Here is a 15,148-nt window from a genome sequence, read left to right on the forward strand (position 1 = left end):
CATTAGAAAAACTCCCGACTTGGCCCAATAGCCGAATTGACGAGCTGCTGCCATTTGTTAAAGATCAGAACCCACAAGATAACGAAGGCTAAAGCAGCTGGCTAGGTGGGAGGGCTGAGCGCTTACTGTGGAACTATGTGTTCTCCTTTTACTCTGTGGTTCAAGATTTAGGTTTTTGTTAGGGGGATTTTGTCTGGGCAGTGAGTCATTGCTTTTTATTGCATCATGTTTGGAGCGGCAAGTGAGCAAAGAAATTATCAGAAATAGCATCTGGAAGCAGAATGCGGGTTTGGTGCAGGTTTTAGGCATGTGCCCTGTGTTGGTGGTTTCCAGCAATATTGTGAATGGCGTGTCTCTGGGATTAGCGACCAGTATGGTGATGCTGCTTTCTGGCGCGGCTATCGCAGCAATTCGGCAATTTGTGCCCAATGAATTACGCAGCCCGATTTTTATTCTGATCATCGCCGCGCTGGTGACCGTGGTCGATTTGCTGTTCAATGCCTACGCGCATGGCCTGTATGTGGTGCTGGGGATTTTTATTCCGCTGATTACCACCAATTGCATCGTGTTGGCCCGCGCCGAAGCCTTTGCCTCCCGCAATAGCGTCTGGGATTCTGCCCTCGATGGTTTCTTTATGGGGATAGGCCTGACCATGGTGCTGGCGGTGTTGGGCGGGATGCGCGAGCTGGTGGGTAAGGGCACATTGCTATCAGGCATCGATCTGGTGTTTGGCCCTGCAGCCAAAGCGTGGACGATATATATTATCCCCGTCGATATGCATTACCAGTTTTTGCTCGCCATCCTTCCCCCCGGTGCATTTATCGGTCTTGGGCTGTTAATTGCAGGCAAAACGGCAATGGATAAAAGAGCAGAAGCCAGAGCACAATCAGTGCGGCTGCCAGATGCTGTGCCGAATCACTGAGCTTTTAGCTTATCTGTTGTTAGCCAGCCTGGTTTGGTGGCTGATGAGCATGGGCTTTTGGGGCAGGCTGGCGCTGCTGGTGCTGGGCTCCGTGGCGCTTGTCGTGGCGCTGTATTATTACTTTCAGATAATGAGCATACCCTAGGATGAGTGGGATGAGATGTCTGATGATGATTTTTCTAAATAAATAGGTCCCTCATGGCATTAAAAATATCCAAAGAAGCTGAAGCCTTATTGGTGAAGTCGATTCGCCGTTATTTCGATGAAAATATGGATGAGCCGATTGGTGGCTTGCAGGCGGGGATGCTGCTGGATTTCTTTATGAAAGAAATTGCGCCTAGTGTTTATAACCAGGCCATCGCGGATGCACAGGCCTATATGCAAGACAAAACATTGGATATGCCAGGAACGTGCTTTGAGCCAGAAATGAATTTCTGGAATAAAAAATGAATAAAGAAACTCGGCGTATTTTTTATCAGCGCCTTGCCGGTCTGGACCCTAATCCCACTACCGAGCTGAACTACAGCACACCCTTCGAGCTGCTCACAGCCGTCTTGCTGTCGGCTCAGGCTACCGATGTGGGCGTCAACAAAGCGACTAAGCGTTTGTTTCCTGTTGCGAATACACCTGAAAGTATTCTGGCTCTGGGGCTGGAGGGGCTTGAATCCTATATTGCCACCATCGGCCTATATCACAGCAAGGCCAAACACCTGCTGCAAACCTGTCAGATGCTGATCGATTTGCACGGCAGCGAAGTACCGCAAGACAGAGCGTCGCTGGAAGCACTGCCCGGGGTTGGCCGGAAAACCGCCAATGTGGTGATGAATACCGCGTTTGGCATACCGACAATTGCGGTCGACACACATATCTTCCGCGTATCCAACCGCACTGGCTTAGCGCCGGGTAAAGACGTGAAAGTAGTCGAAGAAAAACTGCTTAAAGTCACCCCAAATGAATTCAAACTCAACGCCCACCACTGGCTGATTCTGCACGGCCGCTACGTATGCAAAGCGCGTAAGCCCGAATGCTGGAGCTGCGTAGTGAATGATGTGTGCGATTACAAATCCAAACAAATCACCCCGCCACCGGGGCGGTGAGGGGGAGTTTATGAGTCTTTAGGGGGCGGTTTTTGTATCTATTATTGAAATCGTTAATCCAATTAGGGGCGTGGCTATGAGAGAAAAATGCCAAGAAAAAATGCAGGTCGATAATATTTAGCTTTGTGAGTTTTAGTCTTTTTCCGGCTGAATATTAGGAGCTTGAATATGATCGACATTCATAAAATTACTATTTCTCGTTCACAGCTTGACGCTATTCCTGATGACGAGAGGAAGCTATTAGCGCTTATTGCTCATGCTGCCAATGAGCTCAATATTTTTGCAAAGCTTTTTCATTTTTCTGCTGGAGGGTGTTCTGATAATCCGATTTTGAAAAATGCAGAAAAGGCTCAGACTTTTGCCTTGGGGCGGGTGTTGACGGGGAAAATTTATGAATGTTGGAATTTGCTTCAGGTGGCATTCTTTCAACGCCCTGCTTTGTCACAGACATATCTCTCGCGGTTTGATCCAGAGTCGAAGAAGGCGTTAAAGGACGTGAAGCAATATTTTGGGAAGAGTAATTTAATATCAAAAGTGCGAAATAAGCATGCTTTTCACTATTCTTTAGATCAAATAGATGCCGGATACCATGCTTTAGGCGAAGGTGATTCACTTGATCTTTATTTGTCGGAATATTGTGCAAATAGACTTTATGTTTTTGGTGAGAGTATTGCTGGTCGAGCAATGTTAGAAACAATTATGGTTGGTGATGCAGAAGGGGCATTAAGGCGACTTATTGACGATACCAGTAAAATGGTGAGTCTTATTAATATCGTGATTGGAGAGATTATTGAGATTTGTATTAATACTCATCTTGGTGGAACACTGTACTCATTGGGTGCACAAGTAATTGAGATAGAAGCCCCCAGTTCTCAAGACGTTAGCATCCCCTATTTCATTGAAATTGAGAGAACAGAAGAATGAAATTAAAAATAATTCTGATTGAATTTGTTTTAATTGTCGCCTTTTAAACCACAAATGTAGCTTAAAAGGCGACGATGTTTTGGTGGTATTAATGTGGCATAAAAATGCTTTAGTGCAATTACTAGAGTCGTATCAGCATCAATCCTTCTGCATCACCATTTTCTGCCATCTCCAAATCAATAAACAAATGGCAATTGCTGCGTGTATTGCGCTGATTAAAATGCTGGCAATCGCCGATGTGTGGCTGATCGGCATCAGGATAGAGGCCAGGCTTTCCAGCCCGCTGCTGTGGGCTAAGAAGGGCAGCAGGCCGTTGATGATGGCCAGACAGAGCAGGCTGCTGGCGAGTATCCGTTTGCTATTGCTATTTAATGCGATGAATAAGCAGATGGCGCAGTCCCGCAGCAAGATCAGGGAGATGGATATCGGTGTGCTGTCAGCAAAGTCGCCAGTGCCCTGGTTGCCTGCAAGTAGTGCAAAAATACAAGACAGGATTAGTGTCGTTGGCCAGAGCGGCAGATTGATCAGAGCCCCGTGCCAGTTCTGGCTTTGAATGCGGGTGATGACCCGTTGCCAGACGGTGAAGCCATTGGGCTCTGCAAAGAGCATGGCATAAGTCATTGCACTGCAAATAATCAGCCCGAGCATTGCCAGCTGATCATGTTTAAAACCAGCAAAGAAAACGGCCAGCAGGCAGGCAAACAAGGGCCATGCCCAAGGCAGGGTGCGTACTTGCAGGGCATTTTGCATCAGCCGCCATGCAGCAAACACACTGCAAAATGCAAAGAAAGAGCCCGCCAGCAGCTGAAATTGCAGCGGCAGAAATGGGATATTCCACCAGGTAATCGGCGTGTCGCTCATCTCAAACAGATTGGGCATCATAAAAAAAGCAGGGATGGCCAGCAGCAAATTAAAGCTGCCCCGGCGGTTTTGAGCCAGATCGGAGTGGCCCAGTTGCAGATTGATCACCAGCGCCGTGCCATGCAGCAACAGGGCGATGGCAATCATTGATAGCGCCTTGCTGATGGCATTGATTGGATTGCCTGGCAGCTCTGCCACCAGCAGCATCAGCAGGCAGAGTGCGCCGCCATACCAATTAAACAGCGTTGCGCCAAATAGCTTGCCCCAGGTCATGTCCCACGGGCTAAGCGCACTCATTCTTTGCTGATCCCATGTGTGATCGCGCTGCTCGTCACCAATTGCGGCTGCTGCATTTTTTGTGCCCCACAGCCAGACTATCCCCACAAAAAGCGTCACCGCAGTGCTGCCCAGCTTGCTTAATTCTGTGTTCATTCCCACGGCTAAAAAAATCAGCGCAAGGATGGCAGGCATGCCGATTAAGCGTTGCATGGAAAAACTTAACCACAGATTGCGTTTAAATTCTGGATTCATATCGTTTCCTTCCTGGTGCGCAGGAAAATTCTCTGCAAGTTTTTCCCGCAAAAGCTCAACGCTAAATGTTGTTTGATTTCATTGCTCATTTTGTGTCCTTGCTGGCGATGGTGCGCAGATAAGCTTGTTGCAAGTTCTGTTCGCCAAAGCTGCTGATGGCTAGCCCTGCCTGGATCAGCTCTGCCAGTAATTGGGCCTGCTCATCGCTTGTGCCGCTGAAATCAAACTCGGCGTGATTGTCCTGATGTTTGCTGAGCACCACTTTGGAGTGGCCGGCCAGTATTTCGGCAAGCTGCGGGTTGGGGCTGGCCAGGCTGAGCTGCAAGGCTCTGCTGCTGTGTGAGCTGCCCGACAATGCGCGGTGCTCGAGGATTTTTCCGTCTTTCAGCACCAGCATATGGCTGGAATAGGCTTCCAGCTCGGCCAGAATGTGCGATGAAACCAAGAGTGTCATGCCGCTGGCTTGCAGTTGCCTGAATAATATCGCCAGCTCATTACGCGCTTCCGGGTCTAGGCCCGATGCGGGCTCGTCCAGCAGCAATACCTGCGGAGCATGAATAATCGCCTGCCCGATGGCGACCCTCTGGCGCAAGCCTCGCGACAAGCTACTGGCTTTTTGCCCCAGCCGATCTTGTAAAGACAAGCGCTGCGCCGTGTTATTGATGGCGGCCGTAATCGCGTCTTTTGCCAGGCCTTGCGATGCCGCCGCATATTCCAGGCACTGCGCCACGGTTAAATCCTGGTAAAGGCCAAAGAAATCAGATAAATAGCCCATCTGCCGGTGTACCGCGCGAGGCTCTTCCTGCACATCTAAGCCCGCCACAGCAATAGAGCCGGAAAGTGGCGTTTCAAGGCCGGCAATGCAGCGCATCAAGGTGGTTTTACCCGCGCCATTAGCCCCCACCAGCGCCGTAACGCTGCCACGCTCTACACTCAGATTCAATTGATTTAAAGCCCGGTGGCCGGGGTAATCAAAGGTAAGGCCAGAAATTTGGATCATGGAAGTCTCGGGTTGATCTGACTAGATTTGACAGCATCATACTGGATACAGACAGGGAATTATTGTTAGGATGTGCGCAATATCGCAGGGCAGGTGAAACCTCATATGAGCTAACCAAAATCAAAAAGACCTTTTTAGTGCCTTCGGCACGTTGATTTTGGAGCGGTTAGCCACCGCGGGGGCCTTCCTTTCTTGAACGGCCAAGAAACGAAGCCAAAGAAGGCCGCCCCACGAAACACGAAGGCCCCTCATCTGCGGACAATCGAGCGGCGGCTGCGGAACTCGCTCGCAGGCTCGCTCAGACAGTCCTCACCGAAACCCCGCCCGCTTGTTCCTCGCTTCGGCGTGTTTCAAGGGGACTCAAAAAGCCCTGTGCAGAGAGAGTGGTCACTATGTTTTTTCGCTGTTGGCTAATGAAAACTTAATTGGTTAGCTGATATGCGGTGAAACCCGCCGAATTAAGGTATAAGTCCGTGAAAAATGGCGGGTTTCACCCGCCCAACTAATCATCAATATTAATTGGAATACAAATGGCAGAAAATTTACTGATTCAAGGTAATAGCAAAGAAGAGCTGTATCAAAACCTGATTCCACAAGCTTTGGCTTTAATTGAGGGCGAGAGCGATTTGATTGCCGCCATGGCCAATGTTTGCGCTGCCATGCATCACACCTTTGGCTGGCTGTGGACGGGTTTTTATATTGTGAAGCAGGATGAGCTGGTGCTCGGGCCATTCCAGGGGCCGATTGCCTGCACCCGTATTCCAAAAGGGCGCGGTGTTTGCGGTAGTGCATGGGCTCAGGCGCAAACGCTGGTGGTGCCTGATGTAGATGCCTTTGCCGGGCATATCGCCTGCTCATCTTTAGCACGCTCAGAAATCGTCTTGCCGCTGATTAATAGCGATGGCGTGGTGCTGGCGGTATTGGATGTGGATTCGGCAGAACTGGCGACGTTTGATGATGTTGATGCCAGGTATCTGGCGCAGGTTTGTGAGGCTTTGGTGAAGTTGTTTTAAGCCGGCAGTTTCGCCCCTCCGATCAGCGGCAGGCCTGCCCATGTTAAACTTCGGCCGCTGTTTCACTACCAGGGTTTCTCATGCTGCATCTCTTAAATACTCCCCAACGCGAGGCTGTCGTTTATCTGGGCGGGCCTTGCCTCGTCTTGGCGGGCGCTGGCTCGGGCAAGACGCGGGTGATTACGCAGAAGATTGCGTATTTAATTGAGAAGGCGGGCATGAACGCCAAAAACATCGCGGCGATTACCTTTACTAATAAGGCCGCGCGCGAGATGCAGGAGCGTGTGGGGGCGCTGCTGCCTAAGGAAATGCTCAAGGGGCTGACGGTTTCTACCTTTCACTCCCTGGGGCTGAAAATGCTGAGGGAAGAAGCGCGGCATCTGGGCTATAAACCGCAGTTTTCTATTCTGGATTCGGCAGACGCTGCCAAGATTATCAGCGAGCAACTTGTCACCACCGATAAGCAGCTGATTCGAACCAGCATGAGCCAGATTTCCATGCTGAAGAACGATCGCATCTCGCCAGAAAAAGCGCTGAATATGGCGCAATCAGAGGGCGAATTACAGCTGGCCAGGTTGTATACCTCCTACCAGGACACCTTGTTTGCTTATCAGGCACTGGATTTTGATGATCTGATTCGCCTGCCTGTCGATTTATTCGAGGCGAATCCCGAAGTTTTGGAAAAATGGCAAAACCGTCTGCGCTATTTGCTGGTGGATGAATATCAGGATACCAATACCACCCAGTATCAACTGGTTAAGTTGCTGGCTGGCGTAACAGGTTTGTTTACAGCGGTTGGGGATGACGACCAGTCTATCTATGCCTGGCGTGGTGCAAATGTGGATAATTTGCGCCTATTGCAAGAGGATTTTCCCAAACTGCAAGTGATTAAGCTGGAGCAAAATTATCGCTCTATGGCGCGTATTTTGCGCTGTGCCAATGCGGTGATCGGCAATAATCCTAAGCTGTTTGAGAAAAAGCTCTGGTCTGATCTTGGGGTGGGCGATCCGATTATGGTGATCGAAACCAAAACGGAGGAAGAAGAAGCGGCGATGGTACTGGATCATCTGGAATCGAGCCGCTTTTTAAGCAATGGTAAGTATTCCAACTATGCCATTTTGTACCGGGGCAATCATCAGGCCCGGATTATCGAACAGCAGATGTGGGGGCGCCGTATTCCCTATGTGATTTCGGGCGGGCAATCGTTTTACGATAAGGCCGAGATTAAAGACGTGCTGGCCTATTTACGACTGATCGCCAATCAGGACGATGATCCGGCGTTTATTCGCTCTGTGACGACGCCTAAGCGTGGCGTGGGCAATGTTACGCTGGAAAAACTGGGCAGCTATGCGGCCACCCGCAATGTGTCTTTCTTTACTGCAGTATATGAAGAAGGCTTTATTCATCAGGTACAAGCCGCACAGTACGAGCCTTTGCGCCTGTTTTGCGATTTTATCAATCGCATGCAAGACCGTGCAATTAAAGAGCCAGCCGGGCCTTTATTAAATGAGCTGCTGCTGGGGATTGATTTTGAAACATGGCTTTATGAAAACGACGAGCCACGCCCGGCCGAAAGCAAGTGGAAAAACGTACAGGATTTAGTGGCCTGGATTACCAAAAAAGGCGAGGAAGACGACAAAAGCCTGATTGATATCGTGCAAACCATCGCGCTGATCACCATGCTGGAAGGGCGTGATGAAGAAGAAGTCGATGCGGTGAAGTTATCTACACTGCATGCATCCAAAGGGCTGGAATATCCGCATGTGTTTTTGATCGGCTGTGAAGAAAACATCCTGCCGCATCAGAATTCAATTGAAAGCAATATGGTGGAAGAAGAGCGGCGGCTGATGTATGTGGGCATTACCCGCGCCCAGCGCACGCTCACCATCAGTTATTGCGGCAAGCGCCGCCGCGCTGGTGAATGGCAAATTACCGAGCCAAGCCGCTTTTTAAAAGAATTACCACCCGAAGATGTGATCATCAGCGGCCGCCTGGCAGGGGATAAGCCCAAACCCGCCATGACAAAGGAAGAGCGTAAAGCTAAAAATGCCGAGCTGATGGCAAGGATTGGGAAGTAAGTTGTGCCCGGCAGGGCCGGTGGCCTGCAGAAAAAACGGCCACTCACAGAGCGGGTAAAGTGAGCATTTGCTAAGGGGAACCTTGTACTTGCTCAACGCTCTGAGCATCTAGGATTTGCAATTTTGCTGCGTGACTTCGTTTGACTAAACACTTACTGATTTACATCTAAGAATTCTTATTCGGAAGGCGTATTCTGCTTGCCACATGCAACAGGATGATCTGTGCGTGTGATTTGCCTGGCAGATTGATACTGCCCCAAGTCTTGAATGCAGATAATTTGAGCAAGAGATCCGTACTTTTTAGCGATGAAATATCTTCACTTCTGGCATTCCGCCGGCGGAGTCGGAACTTATTCATGCGGATGGGATAATCGCAATAGGCTAAGACGAAAATGTATGCTTGCACAAAGTAAGCATTTTGTAGGTATGATCGCGAACAAAATCAAGAAATCAGAAAGAAAATTATCCAAGATATTTTTGATTTGAAGATTCCACCTTATTCAGGAGTAAGACCTAATGATCAGAGGCACAAAGATTGTTGCAACCCTCGGCCCCGCTTCCAACGACCCTAAGGTCCTGGAACAGCTGATTCAGGCCGGGGTGAATATGGTTAGGCTGAACTTCTCCCATGGCACCGCACAAGACCATACCGATCGCGCTAATTTAGTGCGTTCTATTGCAGAGCGCCTCGGGCAATCTGTTGCGGTTCTGGCTGATTTGCAAGGCCCCAAGATTCGCGTTGGTAAGTTTGAAAACGGCAAAATTGAGCTGGTAAAAGGCACTGAGTTTATTCTGGATGCGGCATGTGAGCTGGGTAATCAGGATTATGTGGGCCTGGATTACAAAGAATTGCCAAATGATGTGGTGCCGGGCGATATTTTATTGCTGGATGACGGCAAAATTAAGCTGGAAGTCATTTCGGTAACGGGCGTTAAAGTTTTAACTAAAGTGCTTGTAGGCGGTACCTTATCTAATAATAAGGGTATCAATCGCCAGGGCGGCGGCTTAACAGCACCGGCGCTGACCGAAAAAGACATGGCCGATATCAAAACAGCGGCTGCATTGCACGCTGATTATGTGGCTGTTTCCTTCCCTAAGAGTGGCAGCGATATGCACCTGGCGCGCACTCTTTTGCTGGCAGAAGGCAGCCATGCAGGCTTGATCGCCAAAATTGAGCGCACCGAAGCCATCACCAATCTGGTAGAAATCCTGGAAGCGTCCGACGGTATTATGGTGGCGCGTGGTGATCTGGCCGTTGAAGTGGGCGATGCGGCAGTACCTGCTTTGCAAAAGCGCATGATTAAAATGGCGCGTCAGATGCGTAAATTGTCGATTACGGCGACGCAAATGATGGAATCCATGATCAGCAGCCCAGTGCCTACACGCGCTGAAGTGTCTGATGTGGCTAATGCGGTGCTTGATGGTACAGATGCGGTGATGTTGTCGGCTGAATCAGCTGCGGGTAAGTACCCTGTAGAATCTGTAGAAGCCATGTTGCGTGTTTGCCAGGAAGTAGAAAAACACGCAGATATGCAAAGCGATAATGATTTTATCAGCGATGCAGTGGTTGAGCGTATCGATCAGGGTATTTCCATGGCGGCGGTGTATGCTGCCAGCCATTTGCCTATGAAGGCGATTGTGGCTCTGACTGATTCAGGTACTTCGGTACTGTGGCTGTCACGCTATATCAGCGCCGTTCCTATTATGGCCGTTACACAAAACCTGGCAACTTACCGTAAACTTGCTTTATATCGCCATGTTCAGCCCATGCTTATGCCAGAATCCGTAGGTAATGAGCGTGATGCGCAAATTGCCCATGTAAAAATGGCCCTGGTGCGTGATGATCGTGTTGTTGCTGGTGATTGCTTCGCAATGACTTGGGGTTCGCAAGCCGGTCTGGGTGCAAACACCCTGCAAATTGTAAAAATCGACACTCCGCAGGCTTAACACCACTTGTTAAGGCGCAACGCGCAGATGTAAGTCAAACGGCGTGATACTCTGGCGGCCCGGCGGGCAGTCAGGGCGCGCCGTTTTTTTTGTCCCAAATATGGGCTTGCTGGCGGTACTGAGCACAATCTTTTAAATAGGAAGTGATCCCCATGCGTAAAGGGGTATATGCAGGTAGTTTTGATCCGGTGACAAATGGCCATCTGTGGATGATCGAGCATGGCGTAGGTATGTTCGATGAAATGATTGTTGCGATTGGTGATAATCCGGACAAAACATATACCTTTAGCCTGGCAGAGCGTTTGGCCATGCTCAGAGAAACCACCGCACATTTGCCCTCCTTGCGGGTGGAGTCTTTTGAAAATTCATTTCTGGTGAATTATGCCCGCGAGCAAGGGGCTAATTTTATTCTGCGCGGCATCCGTGAAGCTGCCGATTACGAATTCGAGCGCAAAATGCGTTATGTAAACGCTGATCTTGCCCCGCATATTGATACTGTGTTTCTGATGCCACCGCGTGAAATCGCAGAGGTCAGCTCTACCATGGTGAAGGGGCTTGTCGGGCCTGCTGGCTGGCAGGGCGTAGTGCGGCAATATGTACCCGAGCCGGTGTTTAACCGCTTTCTGGCGCTGCGGGCAAATCAGGCTCAGCCTTAAGCCTGAGGCTGCAGTATGGCTGGTATTTTAAGCGCGGCGTGGCCTGATATCGGAGCGGTAGTCGATTAGTGCAGGCTGGTTTTTGCTCTGCCTGTTACACTTCTGCTTTTATGTGCTCAAGATTTTATAAAAATGGCTGATATCGCTAGCTTTCGTAACCGCTTTGCCAAAAACGTTAAACATTGGGGCAAATGGGCCCGCCGGCAGGGCATTACTTGCTACCGTGTATACGATAGAGATGTACCCGAATTCCCTGTGATCGTTGATTTCTATGAAGGCCGTGTGCACTTGCAGGAAGTGGCAACCGGCTGGATGGAAAGCGATGAAGACCATGCCGCCTGGCTGGAAGCGATTCGCAATGCCTGCGCCGAAGTGCTGGATATTGATGAATCTGCCGTGGTGCTGAAATTGCGCCAGCGCCAAAAAGGCCTGCAGCAGTATGAAAAGCTGGAAGGCGAGCTGTCTGAAGACTTTGTGGTGCAGGAAGGCGGTAATCAATTCTGGGTGAATTTAGGTGCTTATCTGGATACCGGCTTATTTCTGGATCACCGCAATACCCGCAAACGGGTGATGGAAGAAGCCAAAGGCAAACGCTTCCTGAATCTGTTCAGCTATACCGGCTCCTTTAGTGTTTACGCTGCCGCCGGTGGGGCCACACATACCACTACCGTGGATATGTCGAATACTTATTTAGAATGGGCTGAGCGCAATTTTGCCTTAAACGGTATGGATCCATCCCGCCATCAGCGTGTGCGTGCCGATGTGTTTGAGTTTTTGTCCGAAGCTTTGGGCGAGTCAACTCGTTACGATTTAATCGTCTTAGACCCACCTTCGTTCTCTAACTCCAAAAAGATGAATGGTATTTTGGATATTCAGCGAGATCACTCGTGGATCTTAGAAAGCGTTTTAGGCCTCTTAAAGCCCGGTGGCGTGCTGTATTTTTCTAATAATCTACGCACCTTTGTTTTGGATGATTGGCTTAAGCCACTGTGCACCGATATTTCGGCGCAATCTGTCCCAGAAGACTTCCGCAACCGCAAAATCCATCAGTGCTTTAGATTTGTGAAGCCCTAAGTTAGTACTGCTAAATCCTGAACCACAGAGAACACGAAGAGCACCGAGTTTCACAGAGAAATATGATTTTTTGATTTTCTCTGTGACCTCTGTGCTCTCATTTTCTCTGTGTTTAAAGTTTGGCACATTTAAATACCAAGCTGACTTGCTTGTCTGGAACGCCCCGTTAATGAACAATCCCTATTTCTCTTTTCCCCTTGTGCTGGTTGATCTGGAAACCACGGGGGCAAATCCTCAGCGGGATCGCATCACCGAAGTGGGCATTGTGCAGATTGATGAGCAGGGCAGCCGTAGCTGGTCCAGCTTGGTTAATCCTGAGCAAGAAATCCCCGCGTTTATTCAAGAATTAACCGGCATCAGCAATGAGATGGTGGCAGATGCGCCGCTGTTTGCTGAGATTGCACCTGAAGTTTTAGATCTTCTACAGGGAAGGGTGTTTGTAGCCCATAACGCGCGGTTTGATTACGGCTTTTTAAAACAAGAATTTAAACGTCTCGATATGCGTTTGCAGGCGCAGGTGCTGTGCACCGTTAAGCTGTCGCGCAAACTTTACCCTGCTGAACATAAGCACAGCTTGGATGCTTTGATCGCACGCTATGGGCTGACTTTCTCTGGTGGTCGTCACCGTGCGCTCACCGATGCCGAGCTTTTGCAGCAGTTTTTGGATGTGGCGCTGAAAGATCATGGCTTTGAGGTGCTGCATCAAGCGATTGCCGAATTATTGCGCCAGCCTGCCTTGCCACCCGCGCTCGATCCTGTCCAAATCGACGAACTGCCTGAGTCTTCCGGCGTATATATTTTTTACGGCTCGGACGATGTGGCGCTTTATATCGGCAAAAATCACAATATTCGTAAACGGGTGCTGGCTCACTTTAGCGATGGCAATCCTAAGGAAGTGCAGCTGGCTAAGCGGACGCAACGCCTCGCTTGGCATGAAACAGCAGGTGAATTAGGAGCGCTATTGCTGGAAACCAGCCTTGTTTCCCAATTAGAGCCAAGCTACAACCCGCCACAGCGACGGATTAAAGAACTAGGTGCGTGGCGTTTGGTTTCTAAAGACGACGTACTACAGCCCTATTGGACGCCGTGGGCCGAAGTGGGTGCGGAACCAGTATTTGGCCCCTTCCGCTCGCGCCGTGAAGCTGCCAATGTGCTGAATAAAATGATTGATGGTCACGGGCTGTGTCGGCAAATTTTGGGTCTAGAGCCCAAGCCTAAATCGCTTGCACCTTGCTCGGCGTTTTTAGAAAGTCGTTGCCGGGGCGCCTGTGTAGGCCGCGATATCACCCACAACGCGCGTTTTTCTGCCGCGATGGAGCGATATCGCTTTCCCGTGTGGCCCTACAAGGGCGCCGTTGCGCTGGCAGAAGGCCCAGAATGGGCTCCCGTGCTGCAAGTGTTCGATCAATGGTGCTATCTGGGGGCGATCAATCATATCGACGAGTTAGCCACCTTAATGGCCAAGCCACGTCAGTTTGAACTCGATGTATTTAAGTTGATTCAGAAAGAATTCAAAAAGCAGGGGCATAAATTGCAGAAGCTTGGAGAGGGAAATCTTTAAACCCACATCTTGAAACACGGAGAGCACAGAGGACACGGAGTTTCACGGAGAAAACTTTAAGGCTGCATAAAAGGCAATTAAATGGCTCTTATCCTTCTTTTTTTTCTCCGTGACCCTCTGTGTTTTCCTTTTCCTCCGTGTTTCAAGACGTGGGTTTGGATGTAAGCCGTTTAAGCCGCGTAAATCACAAACACCGTCGGGCGTTTGTGCAGATCCGGCTTAGGACCGCTCTTCCAGTCTGCTACCGTCTTGCTCAGCATCAACTCATTAGACGTGGTTAGATCACAAGCTACGGTGAGCTGGGTGCTGCCTTTTAAGCCTACTAAAAGTGCATCAAATAAAGCGCCGTTGCGGTAAGGCGTTTCAATCATTAGCTCGGCTTGTTTATTACGATAGGAATCGTTTTCTAACGAGCGAATCGCTTCAAGGCGCGCAGGGTCTTGCGAGGGAATATAGCCGTTAAAGCGAAACTTCTGGCCATTCGCGCCTGCTCCCATCAAGGCGAGCAAGATCGATGACGGGCCAACCAGCGGCGCGACTTTAATGCCTTTACGGTGGGCTAAGCGGATCAGGTTGGCACCGGGGTCGGCCACACCGGGGCAGCCCGCTTCGCTCATCAAGCCTACATCATGACCATCCAGTAGCGGCTTGAGCAGTGCACTGAGCGCATCTTCCTTGGTGTGTTCATTCAGCTCTTCCATCCACAGGCTGCGTAGCTCGTGCGGCGTGCCAAATTCTTTTAAGAAGGCCCGTGCGGTTTTAGGGGCTTCAACAATAAAGTGTGTTAAACGCTGCGCCGTGGCGAGTACGTCCGCTGGAATCACGCTGGCCAGTGTGTCTGTACCGAGTGGGACAGGAATCAAATACAGGGTGCCGCTCATAGCAGTGGAAATCCTTCATTTTTTAACATGGTAATTAATTCAATCAGCGGCAGGCCAATAATGGCGGCAGGGTCTTTACCCTCGATGGCGGCAATCATCACAATGCCCAAGCCTTCGGTTTTGGCGCTGCCTGCACAGTTATAGGGTTTTTCGCGCTGCAGGTAGGATTCGATCTCGGCGTCTGTGTAATCACGCATCGTTACACGGGTAATATCTACACAATGCTGCTCTTTGCCCGTGGCCGTGTTGTACAGGCAAAGCGCGGTATGAAACGCCAGTGTATGGCCGCGCATTTTACTTAACTGATGAACGGCGCGATCGTGCGTGCCGGGTTTTCCCAGTTGTTCGCCATTTAAAAGCGCAACCTGATCCGAGCCAATAATCAGGCTGTCTGGGTATTGATCAGCAAGCACGCGGGCTTTGGCGATGGCAAGGCGCAGGCTGGTGTCGCCTGCTGTTTCGCCGGGCAGGGCGCTTTCGTCCAGATCGGGCGCTGCAGTTACAAAAGGAATGCCAAGCCGCTCCAGTAATTCTTTGCGATAGGGCGAGGTAGAAGCGAGGACTAAACGAGGTAAGTGCATGGATTTGTTAGACTCTTACGTA

Annotated in this window: 14 protein-coding genes; 10 read left to right on the forward strand and 4 right to left on the reverse strand. The window is 50.0% G+C overall.

Annotated elements, in window-relative coordinates; all coding sequences use genetic code 11:
• The first annotated feature begins 241 nt into the window (after positions 1-241).
• The 4 genes from CSQ88_RS15915 to CSQ88_RS15930 all read left to right on the forward strand — a co-directional run bounded on the left by CSQ88_RS15915 (position 242) and on the right by CSQ88_RS15930 (position 2,943).
• Positions 242-922 (forward strand): electron transport complex subunit E, encoded by a 681-nt coding sequence (locus tag CSQ88_RS15915; protein WP_257212633.1) that lies wholly within the window; start codon positions 242-244, stop codon positions 920-922.
• Between the two features lie 198 nt (positions 923-1,120).
• Positions 1,121-1,372: a DUF2164 domain-containing protein gene (locus CSQ88_RS15920; protein WP_099399072.1), complete on the forward strand. Its 252-nt coding sequence runs from the start codon at positions 1,121-1,123 to the stop codon at positions 1,370-1,372.
• Positions 1,369-2,019 (forward strand): endonuclease III, encoded by a 651-nt coding sequence (nth, locus tag CSQ88_RS15925; RefSeq protein ID WP_099399073.1) that lies wholly within the window; start codon positions 1,369-1,371, stop codon positions 2,017-2,019. Before CSQ88_RS15920 ends, nth begins: the two co-directional genes overlap by 4 nt.
• A 168-nt stretch (positions 2,020-2,187) precedes the next feature.
• Positions 2,188-2,943: a hypothetical protein gene (locus CSQ88_RS15930; protein WP_099399074.1), complete on the forward strand. Its 756-nt coding sequence runs from the start codon at positions 2,188-2,190 to the stop codon at positions 2,941-2,943.
• Positions 2,944-3,081: 138 nt separating this feature from the next.
• Here CSQ88_RS15930 and CSQ88_RS15935 read toward each other — a convergent pair whose 3' ends face one another.
• Together CSQ88_RS15935 and CSQ88_RS15940 are read right to left on the reverse strand one after the other, a co-directional pair.
• Positions 3,082-4,335 (reverse strand): hypothetical protein, encoded by a 1,254-nt coding sequence (locus CSQ88_RS15935; protein WP_099399075.1) that lies wholly within the window; start codon positions 4,333-4,335, stop codon positions 3,082-3,084.
• Between the two features lie 85 nt (positions 4,336-4,420).
• Entirely contained in the window at positions 4,421-5,335 is a 915-nt protein-coding gene (locus CSQ88_RS15940; protein ID WP_099399076.1) for an ABC transporter ATP-binding protein, read from the reverse strand.
• A gap of 530 nt (positions 5,336-5,865) precedes the next feature.
• Here CSQ88_RS15940 and CSQ88_RS15945 point away from each other — a divergent pair.
• The 6 genes from CSQ88_RS15945 to CSQ88_RS15970 all read left to right on the forward strand — a co-directional run bounded on the left by CSQ88_RS15945 (position 5,866) and on the right by CSQ88_RS15970 (position 13,664).
• Positions 5,866-6,348 carry a GAF domain-containing protein gene (locus CSQ88_RS15945; protein ID WP_099399077.1) on the forward strand — a complete coding sequence of 161 codons (483 nt, stop codon included), beginning with the start codon at positions 5,866-5,868 and terminating at the stop codon, positions 6,346-6,348.
• Between the two features lie 80 nt (positions 6,349-6,428).
• Positions 6,429-8,426 carry a UvrD-helicase domain-containing protein gene (locus CSQ88_RS15950; protein WP_099399078.1) on the forward strand — a complete coding sequence of 666 codons (1,998 nt, stop codon included), beginning with the start codon at positions 6,429-6,431 and terminating at the stop codon, positions 8,424-8,426.
• A 516-nt stretch (positions 8,427-8,942) separates the two neighbouring features.
• Complete coding sequence (gene pyk / locus CSQ88_RS15955) at positions 8,943-10,373, forward strand: pyruvate kinase (RefSeq protein ID WP_099399079.1); 1,431 nt, start codon at positions 8,943-8,945, stop codon at positions 10,371-10,373.
• Positions 10,374-10,525: 152 nt separating this feature from the next.
• The gene (gene coaD / locus CSQ88_RS15960; RefSeq protein ID WP_099399080.1) at positions 10,526-11,029 is read left to right on the forward strand and encodes a pantetheine-phosphate adenylyltransferase; all 504 of its coding nucleotides are present in this window, start codon (positions 10,526-10,528) and stop codon (positions 11,027-11,029) included.
• Between the two features lie 132 nt (positions 11,030-11,161).
• Positions 11,162-12,103, forward strand: a complete 942-nt coding sequence (locus tag CSQ88_RS15965; protein WP_099399081.1) for a class I SAM-dependent methyltransferase — start codon at positions 11,162-11,164, stop codon at positions 12,101-12,103.
• A gap of 169 nt (positions 12,104-12,272) precedes the next feature.
• Entirely contained in the window at positions 12,273-13,664 is a 1,392-nt protein-coding gene (locus CSQ88_RS15970) for an exonuclease domain-containing protein (RefSeq protein ID WP_099399082.1), read from the forward strand.
• A gap of 170 nt (positions 13,665-13,834) precedes the next feature.
• Here CSQ88_RS15970 and CSQ88_RS15975 read toward each other — a convergent pair whose 3' ends face one another.
• Positions 13,835-14,545, reverse strand: coding sequence for an SAM-dependent methyltransferase (locus CSQ88_RS15975; protein ID WP_099399083.1), 711 nt, complete (start codon positions 14,543-14,545; stop codon positions 13,835-13,837).
• Positions 14,542-15,126, reverse strand: coding sequence for a nucleoside triphosphate pyrophosphatase (locus CSQ88_RS15980; protein ID WP_099399084.1), 585 nt, complete (start codon positions 15,124-15,126; stop codon positions 14,542-14,544). Before CSQ88_RS15980 ends, CSQ88_RS15975 begins: the two co-directional genes overlap by 4 nt.
• Positions 15,127-15,148 lie beyond the last annotated feature (22 nt).

Origin of the sequence: Iodobacter sp. BJB302 (assembly GCF_002735645.1) — a bacterium.
GTDB lineage: Bacteria > Pseudomonadota > Gammaproteobacteria > Burkholderiales > Chitinibacteraceae > Iodobacter.

What these genes read in the sequence shown, in the direction of transcription:
- CSQ88_RS15930 (WP_099399074.1), top strand. Translation starts at nt 2,188, where the DNA reads ATGATCGACATTCATAAAATTACTATTTCTCGTTCACAGCTTGACGCT.
- CSQ88_RS15965 (WP_099399081.1), top strand. Translation starts at nt 11,162, where the DNA reads ATGGCTGATATCGCTAGCTTTCGTAACCGCTTTGCCAAAAACGTTAAA.
- CSQ88_RS15920 (WP_099399072.1), top strand. Translation starts at nt 1,121, where the DNA reads ATGGCATTAAAAATATCCAAAGAAGCTGAAGCCTTATTGGTGAAGTCG.
- CSQ88_RS15950 (WP_099399078.1), top strand. Translation starts at nt 6,429, where the DNA reads ATGCTGCATCTCTTAAATACTCCCCAACGCGAGGCTGTCGTTTATCTG.
- CSQ88_RS15970 (WP_099399082.1), top strand. Translation starts at nt 12,273, where the DNA reads ATGAACAATCCCTATTTCTCTTTTCCCCTTGTGCTGGTTGATCTGGAA.
- CSQ88_RS15975 (WP_099399083.1), bottom strand. Translation starts at nt 14,545, where the DNA reads ATGAGCGGCACCCTGTATTTGATTCCTGTCCCACTCGGTACAGACACA.
- CSQ88_RS15945 (WP_099399077.1), top strand. Translation starts at nt 5,866, where the DNA reads ATGGCAGAAAATTTACTGATTCAAGGTAATAGCAAAGAAGAGCTGTAT.
- coaD (WP_099399080.1), top strand. Translation starts at nt 10,526, where the DNA reads ATGCGTAAAGGGGTATATGCAGGTAGTTTTGATCCGGTGACAAATGGC.
- CSQ88_RS15935 (WP_099399075.1), bottom strand. Translation starts at nt 4,335, where the DNA reads ATGAATCCAGAATTTAAACGCAATCTGTGGTTAAGTTTTTCCATGCAA.
- nth (WP_099399073.1), top strand. Translation starts at nt 1,369, where the DNA reads ATGAATAAAGAAACTCGGCGTATTTTTTATCAGCGCCTTGCCGGTCTG.
- CSQ88_RS15940 (WP_099399076.1), bottom strand. Translation starts at nt 5,335, where the DNA reads ATGATCCAAATTTCTGGCCTTACCTTTGATTACCCCGGCCACCGGGCT.
- pyk (WP_099399079.1), top strand. Translation starts at nt 8,943, where the DNA reads ATGATCAGAGGCACAAAGATTGTTGCAACCCTCGGCCCCGCTTCCAAC.
- CSQ88_RS15980 (WP_099399084.1), bottom strand. Translation starts at nt 15,126, where the DNA reads ATGCACTTACCTCGTTTAGTCCTCGCTTCTACCTCGCCCTATCGCAAA.